This is a genomic window from Roseateles sp. GW821-FHT09G09 (assembly GCF_059415965.1).
On sequence record NZ_JBWKOG010000003.1, the window covers coordinates 56,916 to 68,851 of the forward strand.

The 11,936-nt window shown below is 68.7% G+C and carries 10 protein-coding genes; 6 read left to right on the plus strand and 4 right to left on the minus strand.

The annotated features are described in order from the left end of the window. Positions 1 to 51 precede the first annotated feature (51 nt). From hslV to AC07O8_RS08830, 4 genes are all read right to left on the minus strand, one after another. Positions 52 to 612 carry an ATP-dependent protease subunit HslV gene (gene hslV / locus AC07O8_RS08815; RefSeq protein WP_495047665.1) on the minus strand — a complete coding sequence of 187 codons (561 nt, stop codon included), beginning with the start codon at positions 610 to 612 and terminating at the stop codon, positions 52 to 54. A 227-nt stretch (positions 613 to 839) separates the two neighbouring features. Then, positions 840 to 2,594, minus strand: a complete 1,755-nt coding sequence (locus tag AC07O8_RS08820) for a hypothetical protein (protein WP_495047666.1) — start codon at positions 2,592 to 2,594, stop codon at positions 840 to 842. 67 nt (positions 2,595 to 2,661) lie between these two features. Continuing rightward, on the minus strand, positions 2,662 to 3,306 hold the full coding sequence (gene dksA / locus AC07O8_RS08825) for an RNA polymerase-binding protein DksA (RefSeq protein WP_495047667.1): 645 nt from the start codon (positions 3,304 to 3,306) through the stop codon (positions 2,662 to 2,664). A gap of 150 nt (positions 3,307 to 3,456) precedes the next feature. After that, complete coding sequence (locus AC07O8_RS08830) at positions 3,457 to 4,611, minus strand: CobW family GTP-binding protein (RefSeq protein ID WP_495047668.1); 1,155 nt, start codon at positions 4,609 to 4,611, stop codon at positions 3,457 to 3,459. Positions 4,612 to 4,733: 122 nt separating this feature from the next. Here AC07O8_RS08830 and AC07O8_RS08835 point away from each other — a divergent pair, with 122 nt between their 5' ends. From AC07O8_RS08835 to AC07O8_RS08860, 6 genes are all read left to right on the plus strand, one after another. Beyond that, entirely contained in the window at positions 4,734 to 5,618 is an 885-nt protein-coding gene (locus AC07O8_RS08835; protein ID WP_331614676.1) for a CorC family transporter, read from the plus strand. Next, a complete protein-coding gene (gene lnt, locus AC07O8_RS08840; protein WP_495047669.1) occupies positions 5,618 to 7,168 on the plus strand; it encodes an apolipoprotein N-acyltransferase in 1,551 nt (516 codons plus the stop codon). Before AC07O8_RS08835 ends, lnt begins: the two co-directional genes overlap by 1 nt. 97 nt (positions 7,169 to 7,265) lie before the next feature. Beyond that, the gene (gene glyQ / locus AC07O8_RS08845) at positions 7,266 to 8,273 is read left to right on the plus strand and encodes a glycine--tRNA ligase subunit alpha (protein ID WP_495047670.1); all 1,008 of its coding nucleotides are present in this window, start codon (positions 7,266 to 7,268) and stop codon (positions 8,271 to 8,273) included. A 19-nt stretch (positions 8,274 to 8,292) separates the two neighbouring features. Then, a complete protein-coding gene (glyS, locus tag AC07O8_RS08850) occupies positions 8,293 to 10,434 on the plus strand; it encodes a glycine--tRNA ligase subunit beta (protein ID WP_495047671.1) in 2,142 nt (713 codons plus the stop codon). Positions 10,435 to 10,508: 74 nt separating this feature from the next. Next, positions 10,509 to 11,159: a D-glycero-beta-D-manno-heptose 1,7-bisphosphate 7-phosphatase gene (gene gmhB / locus AC07O8_RS08855; RefSeq protein WP_495047672.1), complete on the plus strand. Its 651-nt coding sequence runs from the start codon at positions 10,509 to 10,511 to the stop codon at positions 11,157 to 11,159. Then, entirely contained in the window at positions 11,159 to 11,929 is a 771-nt protein-coding gene (locus tag AC07O8_RS08860; RefSeq protein WP_495047673.1) for a lysophospholipid acyltransferase family protein, read from the plus strand. Before gmhB ends, AC07O8_RS08860 begins: the two co-directional genes overlap by 1 nt. Positions 11,930 to 11,936: the final 7 nt, after the last annotated feature.

Consider the following 11,936-nt stretch of genomic DNA (forward strand, 5'->3'; position numbering starts at 1 on the left):
CCCCCGAGGGGGCGGTCACTTGCCTGGGGCGGCCCGGCGCCGCGTGACTGTTCATTCGAGGACCTCGATCGTGTGGTTGCCGTTGGTGTAGATGCAGATCTCGCCGGCAATGACCAGCGACTGCTTGACGATGTCCACCGCGCTCAGCGCGCTGTGATTGAGCAGCGCCTTCGCCGCCGCCTGCGCATAGGCGCCGCCGCTGCCGATGGCGACGATGCCCTGCTCGGGCTCCAGCACGTCGCCGTTGCCGGTGATGATGAGCGAGGCCGTGCGGTCGGCCACCGCCAGCATCGCCTCCAGCCGCCGCAGCACGCGGTCGGTGCGCCAGTCCCGCGTCAGCTCCACGGCCGCGCGCACGAGGTTGCCCTCGTACTTCTCCAGCTTCGCCTCGAAGCGCTCGAACAGCGTGAACGCGTCCGCCGTCGCGCCGGCGAAACCCGCCAGCACCTGGTTCTTGTGGAGCTTGCGCACCTTGCGCGCCGTGGACTTCACGACGATGGTGCCCAGCGTCACCTGGCCGTCGCCGCCGATCGCGACCTGGTTGCCGCGGCGCACGCTGACGATGGTGGTGCCGTGGTACGGCGGAAGCGGGGTGGAGTGGTCTTGCGACATGGTGGATCCGACCTCTGGAACGCGTTGGACGTCTGGAACGTCATGACCGTCTCACGTGGGTTCCCTCGCGGGAATCACAAGGTGGGGAGACGCTGAGGAAAAGCCTGCGGCACCACGTGTGCGAATGCCGGTTGACGGCTTCGATGATCGGACATCTGAAAGCACAACGGGGCCAGAGGCCCCGTTGCTGCGTCGGTTGAACGCGGGTGTCGATGCCGCCGGCGGCGTCAGACGTGCCGGACCTTGACCCGGGCGTGTTCGTTGATGCCCATCGCGCCGAAGAACAGCGCCACCAGACGGTGCGCATCGCTGAACTGCACCGCGCGGTTCTCGCTGCGTCGCGCCAACACCCAGTTGAGCAGGTCGCCAGCGGCCATGAAGTCCAGGCGGATCAGCTTCGGGCAGGCGATCGTCACCAGCGAGGCGCCGCCCAACTGCTCGGTCATCAAGGCCAGCGTCTCGCTGATGTCGCCGCTGAGCTGGCCGGACAGTTCCATCAGCGCCGCGGTGTTGACCGCGTCGGTCATCGTCGACTCGAGGAAGGCGATGCCGGTGTCCATCGCCGCCGGCTGGATGGACGACGGCGAGCTCGTCGACAGCGCGTTGCCGCTGATGCGGACGTGGCACAAGGCCTTTTCCCAGCTCGGCGGGGAGACCTCGTAGGTCACGCAGTAGTCGATGGCGACCTCGTCGAACTGGTCCGGACGGTTGGCCAGGCGCAGCGCTTCGAGGCGCAGCATCCAGAGGATGGGGTCCGCGTCGCGGCTGCCCACCGGCGCCTGCTCGCGCAGCACCTGGAAGAAATGGTCGCCCGACAGCCAGCGCAGGTCCAGCGCCTGTTGCGCCCAGGCGCGGAACAGGTCGCGCAGCTTGGCGCAGGCCTCCATGTCGATCTGGCGCAGCGGCGCCCAGTCGATCACCCACGGCATCGGCAGGTTCTCGCAGCGCGTGCGCATCTGCGTCACGGCCTCGACGTCCAGGTACTCCGGTGTGGTCCAGGAGACGCTGCTCGCGCGGCCGCGCGGGGCGCGCTCCGCCTGCACGGCCTCGGCCACCAGCTTGGGCAGCGAGAACCATTGCGGCGACGACAGTCCGAACTGCTGCGCGTAGTCGTTGGCCAGGTGCTCGAACTTGCCCTGCTGGCCGGTCGCCCGGTACAGGTCGAACAGCACCAGCCAGGTCTCGGCGTGCTCATGGCGCGCGCCGCCCTGGCGGGTGAGGTCGATCAGGCTGCGTTCGCAGTGTTCGTAGTCGGCGTTGGCGAAGGCGATGACCGCCTCGTCCAGCTCGGCGTCGTGGACGACCTCGCTGACCTCGACCTGCGGATCCGCGACGCGGAAGCTCAGCGTCGGGATTTCCTTCTTCAATTCGGGAATCGGTGCCGGGGCGCCCGCCGGCGACGGCGGCGCGATGCCGGCGCCCATCGAGGCCGCGGCCGGCGCGGGCGACAGGTCCAGGCGTTCGATCTGGGCCGGCGGCGCGTAGTCGGAGACACGCGCGCCGATCTGGTCTGCAGGCTGCGTCGCCGCGAAGTTGACCGGACGCGTGCTGGTCTCGAAGAAGCCCGGCGGATGCTGCCCCTGGACCTGCGTCGGCACGAAGCCCTCGCCGACCATCTGCTGTTCGATCTGGTCGATCTTGGCCTTCACGGTGCCGTCGTCGCGCCGCACGCCCTGGATCTCGCTGATGCGGCCCAGTTCGTCGATGCCCGAGGTGGCATGGCCGCCCAGGGCGGCCAGCTGCTCGGGGGTCAGGCCTTCACGGCGGATCTTGCGCAGCATGTCGAGCTCGCGCTTGCGCACGAAGTCGTTGCGGCGCTTGCGCTCCACCATCGCCCGCAGCTCGGCCTTCGCGGCGTCGGCCTCGGGGTCGTCCTGGCGCGAATTGATCTCCGCCCAGTCGGTCGTCGGATTGGCGACGAATCGCGCCACCTTGCGGAAGAAGCTCTCGCCTTCTTTGGTGCCGTCTTTGGGGTCGGACATGCTCTAGCGGACCTTGCTCTTCGCAGTAGTGGCGGTACTTCCTGATTCTCGGCGGACGCGGGGCGACTCAGTCCCCGAACATCTTCTGCTTCAGCTCGCGGCGCTGCTGCGCCTCGAGCGACAGCGTCGCGGTCGGGCGGGCGATCAGCCGGCCCAGGCCGATCGGCTCGCCGGTCTCGTCGCAGTAGCCGTACTCGCCGCTGTCCAGGCGCGTCAGCGACTGCATGATCTTCTTCAGCAGCTTGCGCTCGCGGTCGCGGGTGCGCAGCTCCAGCGCGTGCTCTTCCTCGATCGTGGCGCGGTCGGCCGGATCGGGGACGATGGACGTGTCCTCGCGCAGGTGCTCGGTCGTCTCGCCGGCGTTGGACAGGATGTCTTCCTTGAGCTGCGTCAGCTTCGCGCGGAAGAACTCGACCTGCTTGTCGTTCATGTATTCGGTGTCGGGCATCGCGAGCACTTCGGCATCGGACAGTTCGGCACCGGCCTTGGTTTTCCAGGCAGAGGAGAGTTTGGGGTCGGCTTTCACGGCAGGTCGGCTGTTCTGGTTCGTTGATGTCGGGGTCGAGGGCCGGACGGGGCTGTCCAGCAGTGAGACCGTGCTGTCGGGCGCGTCCGCGTCGGCGGACTTGCCTTCCGCGGCGGCCTTGGTTCCCTTGGCGGGCGCCGCGGGGGTCTTGGTCGCTGCGGTCTTGGAGGCCGGGGTCTTGCTCACGTTCACTCTCCTAGCGGCTCTTTATACCTGCTCGACATGAGAAGCCGGGGCTTCCCGCCGTTGGCGCAGGGGCCTGGTTCGGGCGCGGCGGATTGTAGCCACCTCCGCCGCCGCGCCAGCGATGGCTGTGAACCATCATTCAGTGTGGCACTAAGCCAGACACCCTTCCAGCCCCTGCATGAGGATGTCCTTCGGCAAATCGATACCGATGAACACCATCTTGCTGACCTTCTTTTCATCCGGCATCCACTTCGGACCGAGATCCGAACCCATCAGCTGGTGCACGCCCTGGAAGATGACCTTCTTGTCGGTGCCGTTCATGTTGAGCACGCCCTTGTAGCGCAGCATCTTCGGGCCATACACCTGCACGATCGCGCCAAGGAAGTCCTCCAGCTTGGCCGGATTGAACGGCCGCTCCGAGCGGAAGACGAAGGACTTGACGTCGTCGTCATGGTGATGATGGTGGGGATGGTCGCAGGCCTCGCCGGGGGCGTGGTCGTGGCCCTCATGGCCGTGGTCGTGCGCGTGACCATGGTCATGCCCGTGATCGTGCGCAGGGTCGTGCCCGTGGTCGTGGCCGTGATCGTCCACGGCCAGGAACTCCGGATCGATCTCCAGCTTGGCGTTCAGGTTGAAGCCGCGCAGGTCGAAGACGTCCTTGATCGGCACCTCGCCGAAGTGGACCTTCGACTGCGGCGCGCGCGGGTTCATGTGCTTGAGGCGGTGCGACAGCGCGTCGACGGCGGCGGCGTCGACCAGGTCGGTCTTGCTCAGGAAGATCTGGTCGGCGAAGCCCACCTGGCGGCGCGCCTCCTGGCGCGTGTCGAGCTGGTCGTTGGCGTGCTTGACGTCGACCAGGGTCAGGATCGAGTCGAGCAGGAAGGTCTCCGCGATCTCGTCGTCCATGAAGAAGGTCTGCGCCACCGGGCCGGGGTCGGCCAGGCCGGTGGTCTCGATGACGACGCGCTCGAAGTCCAGCTCGCCCTTGCGCCGTTTCGCGGCCAGGTCGGCCAGCGTGGTGCGCAGGTCCTCGCGGATGGTGCAGCACACGCAGCCGTTGCTCAGCTGGATGATCTGCTCCTGGGTCTCGCTGACGAGGATGTCGTTGTCGATGTTCTCCTCGCCGAACTCGTTCTCGATGACGGCGATCTTCTGGCCGTGCGCCTCGCTCAGCACGCGCTTGAGCAGCGTGGTCTTGCCCGAGCCCAGGAAGCCCGTGAGGATGGTGGCGGGGATCAGCCCGGCGGACGGGCCCGCGGAGGCGGCGGCAGGGGCGGCGGACGCGGCGGTATCAGGGGACGACATGATGGAAGACCAATCTGTAAGGAAGCCTGGGCCCGACATCTGAGGGCGGATGACTGTGTTTCAAGCGAATGTCAATGTCAATCGGTTATTCTGGCGCCTCTTCAACGACGGCACACACCCCAGTGTCTGAACCTCAGCCTAGTCGGCCCGCCAAGCATGGCGGGCGTGGCAATGAACAACGCGGCCTGCTCGAACGCGTCCTCGAATTCCTGCACCCCGGGCCCGATTCGACCAGCGAGCTGATCGAGAACTTCGCCGAAGCGGAGGAACGCGACCTGATCGCGCCCGAATCGCGCCAGATGCTCGAGGGCGTCCTGCGGATGGCCGAACTCAGCGCCGGCGACGTGATGGTCGCCGCGCCCCGGATGGACCTGCTGGACATCCAGTGGACGCCCGACGACCTGCTGGCCAACGTCATCGACACGGGCCACTCGCGTTTCCCGGTCTACGACGGCCAGCGCGACAACATCATCGGCATCTTGCTCGCCAAGGACCTGCTCAAGCTCCAGCGCGCGCCGGAACTGAACCTGCGCGCCCTGCTGCGCCCGGCAGTTTTCGTGCCCGAGAGCAAGGGCCTGAACGAGTTGCTGCGCGATTTCCGCTCCAACCGCAATCACCTGGCCATCGTCATCGACGAATTCGGCAACACGGCGGGCCTGATCACCATCGAGGACGTGCTCGAGGAGATCGTGGGCGAGATCGAGGATGAATTCGACGTCGGCGACGGCGACGCCGGCATCTACACGCTGGCCGACGGCAGCTACCGCGTCGCCGGCGACGCCGACGTGGCGGCGGTCAACGAGTCCTTCGGGCTGTCGCTGTCGGTGGCCGACTTCGACACCATCGGCGGCCTGGTCGCGCACGAGCACGGTCGCGTGCCGCGCCGCGGCGAGACCGTCGAGGTCGCGGGCCTGCGCTTCTCGGTGATGATCAACCGCGGCGGCGCCGTGCGCTGGTTCAAGGTGACCCGCGCGCCGGCCTCCGAGGCCGACGACCACAGCGGCTGATGCGCCGCGGCGTGACGCTCGACGGGTCTGACCGGTCCGGAGGTTCCGGGCGGCCCGTCCGCCAGGGGGGACGGGCCTGGCTGGGGCATCCGGCGCTGGCGCTCGTCGCCGGCCTCCTGCACACGGCCTCGTTCTCGCCCAGTCCCGCCTGGTGGCTGCAGCCGCTGGCGCTCGCCTGGCTGATCCGGGCCTGCGACGGCCAGCGGCCGCGCCGCGCCGCGCTCACCGGCGCGCTGTTCGGCGTCGGCTGGCTGGCTTCCGGGCTGTGGTGGCTCTACATCAGCATGCACGACTTCGGGCACCTGCCCGCGGTCGTGTCCGCGCTGGCGGTGCTGGCGCTGGCGCTGTTCCTGTCGATCTATTACGCCGCCGGCATGGGCCTGGCGGCGCGCTGGTCCGCCGGTGCCGCGCCGTGGCGTCGCGCGTCGGCCTTCGCCGGCCTGTGGCTGGGGGCGGAACTCGTCCGCGCCACCTTCCTGACCGGCTTCCCGTGGATCGCCAGCGGTTATGCGCATGCGCAGGGCCCGCTGGCCGCGTTCGCGCCCTATGTGGGCGTCTACGGCATCACCGCGCTGGCCGCGCTCGTGGCGGCGGCGCTGGCGATGCGGCGCTGGGCGCTGCTGGCGGCGCTCGTCGCCGGCATCGGCGCGGGGCAGTTCCTGCCGCAGGACTTCACGCGCTCCACCGGCCCCCTGGCGGTCTCGCTGGTGCAGCCCAACATCCCGCAGGACCAGAAGTTCGATCGCGAGCGCTTCGACCAGAACCTGGACCAGCTGATCGCGCTGATCCAGTCCGCGCGGGGTCAGGTCGTGATCACGCCGGAGTCGGTGCTGCCGGTGCCGCTGGCCTTCCTCGACGACGAGCACGTCGAGCGCCTGCGCCGCGACGCCGAGACCCGGCCGCTGCTGCTCGGCACCTTCCTGGGCAACTCGACGGACGGCTTCGTCAACTCGCTGGTGGGCATCGGCTTCGCGCAGCGCTACGACTACGGCAAGCGCCACCTGCTGCCTTTCGGCGAATTCATCCCGCCGGGCTTCCACTGGTTCGTCAAGGCGATGGACATCCCGCTCGACGACCAGGCCAGCGGCACGCACGAGCGCGCGCTGCCCTTCGCGGGGCAGCGGCTGCGACCGCTGATCTGCTACGAGGATCTGTTCGGCGAGGACGTCGTCGCCAGCGCGCTCGACAGCGGCGAGCCGGCCGCGACGGTGTTCGTCAATGTCAGCAACCTGGCGTGGTTCGGGCCGCGCATGGTGCAGGACCAGCACCTGCAGTTCTCGCAGATGCGGGCGCTGGAGTTCCAGCGGCCCATCGTGCGCGCCACCAACACCGGCGCCACCGCGCACGTCGACCACCGCGGCCGCGTGCTGGCGCGGCTGCCGGCGGAGCAGGCGGGCGTGCTGGAAGTGAGCGTCGACGGCCGCAGCGGCGCGACGCCGTATGCGCGCTGGCTGGCGATGCTCGGGCTGTGGCCGGTGTGGGCGCTGGCGGCGCTGGGCGTGGTGCCGGTGCTGGGGCGTCGCCGTCCCGACCCGGCGCGCTCCGCCTGACCGGGCGCGACCTCGCGACGCGACGCCGCTGCGCGGCACGAGGCGCACATAGAATCGGTCGGTTTTCTCCAACGCCCGCCGACGGCCCGACGTCCCCATGCTGACTTTCCAGCAACTGATCCTCCGCCTGCAGGAATACTGGTCCCAGCAAGGCTGTGCCCTGCTGCAGCCCTACGACATGGAAGTCGGCGCCGGCACCAGCCACACCGCCACCTTCCTGCGCGCGCTCGGTCCCGAGCCCTGGAAGGCCGCCTACGTCCAGCCCAGCCGCCGCCCCAAGGACGGCCGCTACGGCGAGAACCCGAACCGCCTGCAGCACTATTACCAGTTCCAGGTCGTGCTCAAGCCCGCGCCGGCCAACATCCTCGAGCTCTACCTCGGCTCGCTGGAGGCGCTGGGCTTCGACCTGAAGAAGAACGACGTCCGCTTCGTCGAGGACGACTGGGAGAACCCGACCCTCGGCTGCTGGGGCCTGGGCTGGGAGGTCTGGCTCAACGGCATGGAAGTGACGCAGTTCACCTACTTCCAGCAGGTCGGCGGCATCGACTGCAAGCCGATCACCGGCGAGATCACCTACGGCCTCGAGCGCCTGGCGATGTACCTGCAGGGCAAGGAGTCCGTGTACGACCTGGTCTACACCGACGGACTCACCTACGGCGACGTGTTCCACCAGAACGAGGTCGAGCAGTCGACCTACAACTTCGAGCACAGCGACGTCGACTTCCTGCTGGGTGCCTTCGGCGCCTACGAGCGCAAGTCCAAGGACCTGATGGACGCGCACCTGGCGCTGCCCGCCTACGAGCAACTGCTCAAGGCCGGCCACACCTTCAACCTGCTGGACGCGCGCGGCGCGATCAGCGTGACCGAGCGTGCCGCCTACATCGGCCGCATCCGCAACCTCGCGCGCGCCGTGGCGCAGAGCTATCTGGAGAGCCGCGCGCGGCTCGGCTTCCCGATGGCGCCCAAGGACTGGGCCGACGAGGTGATCGCGCAGATCGAGAAGAAGAGCGCCGAGGCGGCAGCGAAAGCCGACAAGGCCGACAAGTCCGCCGACAAGTCGGACAAGACGTCGGACAAGGCTTCCGACAAGAAGACCGCCGCCTGACGACGAGGAACCCCCCAGCATGACCACGAAGAATCTGCTCGTCGAACTGTTTGTCGAGGAACTGCCGCCCAAGGCGTTGAAGAAGCTGGGCGAGGCGTTCTCGACGGCGCTGGCCGACTCGCTGAAGGCGCAAGGCCTGGCGGAGGCCGGCGCCGCGGTGACGGCCTTTGCCACGCCGCGCCGGCTGGCCGTGCACCTGACCGGTGTCGGCGCCAAGGCCGCCGACCGCGCCGTGCAACAGAAGCTGATGCCGGTCGCGGTGGCGCTGGACGCGTCGGGCAACGCGACGCCCGCGCTGCTGAAGAAGCTGGCCTCGGTCGGCGCGGACGCGTCGGTCGTGCCCAGCCTGAAGCGCGCGCCGGACGGCAAGGCCGAGGCCTTGTTCCTGGACACCGTGGTGCCCGGCGTGACGCTGAAGGACGGCCTGCAGAAGGCGCTGGACGAAGCGCTCGCCAAGCTGCCGATCCCCAAGGTCATGACCTATCAACTGGCCGACGGCTGGAGCGACGTCAAGTTCGTCCGCCCCGCCCACGGCCTGATCGCGCTGCATGGCGACGAGCTCGTCGAGATTGCCGCGCTCGGCCTGAAATCCGGCCGCACGACGCGCGGCCACCGTTTCGAGACCCAGGTCGACGAGATCTCGATCAAGAACGCCGACACCTACGAGCAGCAGCTGCGCGAGGAAGGCCGCGTGATCGCGTCCTTCGAGCAGCGCCGCAACGACATCGTGCGCCAGCTGCAGGCGCAAGCCGAGCCGCTGGGCCTGACACCGATCGACGCGCCCGAGCTGCTGGACGAAGTGACTGCGCTGGTCGAACTGCCCAACGTGCTCTCGTGCCAGTTCGAGCCCGAGTTCCTGGCCGTGCCGCAGGAGTGCCTCATCCTGACGATGAAGGCCAACCAGAAGTACTTCCCGCTGCTGGACAGCCACGGCAAGCTGACGCACCGCTTCCTGGTCGTCAGCAACGTGCATCCGGACGACGCCTCCAAGGTCGTCGAGGGCAACGAGCGCGTCGTGCGCCCGCGCCTGGCGGACGCGAAGTTCTTCTTCGACCAGGACCGCAAGAAGACGCTGGCCTCGCGCGTCGAGGGCCTGGGCAAGGTCGTGTACCACGGCAAGCTGGGCAGCCAGGGCGACCGCGCCGAGCGCGTCCGCGCGATCGCGCACGCCATCGTCAACCAGCTGCGCATGGCCCAGCACCCGTACACGGCGGAAGCCAAGGACGAGTTCGACATGCTCGACAGCAAGGTCAAGGAAGCCGCGCTGCTGGCCAAGACCGACCTGCTGACCGACATGGTCGGCGAGTTCCCCGAGCTGCAGGGCATCATGGGCGGCTACTACGCGCGCCATGAAGGCCTGCGCGACGGCGTCGCCAAGGCCATCGAGGACCACTACAAGCCGCGCTTCGCCGGCGATGCGCTGCCGCGCAACCACACCGGCACCGTCGTCGCGCTGGCCGACAAGCTGGAGACGCTGGTCGGCCTGTTCGGCATCGGCCAGCTGCCCACCGGCGACAAGGACCCGTTCGCGCTGCGTCGCCATGCGCTGGGCGTGATCCGCATCCTGGTCGAGAACCACATGCACCTGTCGCTGCCGGAGCTGATCGAGGGCGCGCTGCCCGCGTTCGGCGAACTGATCCAGGACCCGAGCGGGCCGTTGCTGGGCTTCTTCGCCGACCGCCTGGCGGTCAGCCTGCGCGACCAGGGCTACAGCGCCCAGGAAGTCGACGCCGTGCTGGCGCTGAACCCGGCCCGCCTGGGCGACGTGCCCAAGCGCCTGGGCGCGGTACGCGCCTTCGCGGCGCTGCCGGAGTCGGCCTCGCTGGCCGCGGCCAACAAGCGCGTGGGCAACATCCTCAAGAAGGTCGAGGGCGAGCTGCCGACGGAAGTGAAGCCCGCGCTGCTGACCGAAGCCGCCGAGCAGGCGCTCGCCGACGCGCTGGCCGGGGTGAAGCCGCAGGCCGACGCGCTGTTCGAGCAGCACGACTACGCCGGGTCGCTGAAGGCCCTGGCCGCGCTGAAGGCGCCGGTCGACGCGTTCTTCGACGACGTGATGGTCAACGCCGAGGATCCGGCGTTGCGCGCCAATCGCCAAGCGCTGCTCAAGCAGCTGCACGAGGCGATGAACCGCGTGGCCGACCTGTCGCGCCTGGCCGTCTGACGGCCGGCTGATCGTCCCCGTCGTCGTCCCTCGTCGCCCCGTCGTCGTCCACACGCAGTTCACTGGAGACCCCGATGCCTACCCGGTCCGACCATCCGCACGGCATGAAGCTGGTGATCCTGGGCCGCGACGGCACGATCAACCGCTACCGCGACGACCACGTGAAGTCGCCCGAGGAGCTCGAACCGCTGCCCGGCGCGCTCGAGGCCGTCGCGCGGCTGAACCACGCCGGCTGGCACACCGTCATGGCCACCAACCAGCCTGGCATCGGCCGCGGGCTGATCGACATGGCCTCGCTGAACGCGGTCCACCTGCGGCTCAACCAGCTGCTGGCGGAGAAGGGCGGCCGGCTGGACGCCGCGTTCTTCTGCCCGCATGCGCCGGAAGACAACTGCAATTGCCGCAAGCCGTTGCCGGGCCTGATCGAACAGATCGGCGAACGCTTCGGCGTCGACCTCAAGAACGTCCACATGGTCGGCGCCAGCGTGCGCGACCTGCAGACCGCGCACAACGCCGGCTGCGTGCCGCACCTGGTGCGCGGCGACCGGCTCGCCGGCGTTGACGAGGCGCAGCTGCAGGAGCAGATCGCGCTCGTGCCCGGCTCGCGCGTGCACCAGGACCTGGCGGCCTTCGCCGAAACCCTCATCCACGCGGAACGCCGCGCCCGCGCACAGTCGCGGGGCGAATCCGCCGAACCCGATACCGCTCCTGGAGACCTGGGCTGATGCTCACTGCGCTGCGTTCCCTCCTTTTCGTCCTCTACCTCATCGTCACCGTCATCCCCTGGGGCAGCGCGGTGGTGCTGTGCTCGCTGTTCCTGAACAGCACCCAGCTCTACTGGATGTGCGCCAACTGGCTGCGCGTCGCGATCTGGGGCGCCAGGCTCATCTGCGGCGTGCACTGGCGCGTGCGCGGCATGGAGCACCTGCCCACCGATCCGAAGCAGTCGGTCATCCTGCTGTCCAAGCACCAGTCGACCTGGGAGACCTTCGCCTACCCGATGCTGATGCCGCGGCCGCTGGCCTACGTCTTCAAGCGCGAGCTGATCTACATCCCGTTCTTCGGCTGGTCGATGGCGCGGCTGGACATGATCCACATCGACCGCAGCAAGCGCAGCGAGGCCTGGAACAAGGTGGCCGCGCAGGGCAAGCGGATCGCGGCGATGGGCAACTGGATCATCATGTTCCCGGAAGGCACGCGCGTGGCGCGGGGCAAGGCCGGCGACTACAAGACGGGCGGCTCGCGCCTGGCGGTCGAGACCGGCGTGCCGGTGGTGCCGATCGCGATGAACTCGGCGACCTGCTGGCCGCGCAAGAGCTTCCTGTTGAAACCCGGCACCATCGACGTCTCCATCGGTCCGATGATCTCCAGCACCGGTCGCGCGCCGGCCGAGCTGATGAAGGAAGTGCAGGCCTGGATCGAGGCCGAGATGCGGGTGCTAGATCCCGCGGCCTATCCGGCGGCCGCACCGGTCGCCGATCCGGCCGCCGCCTGATTACACT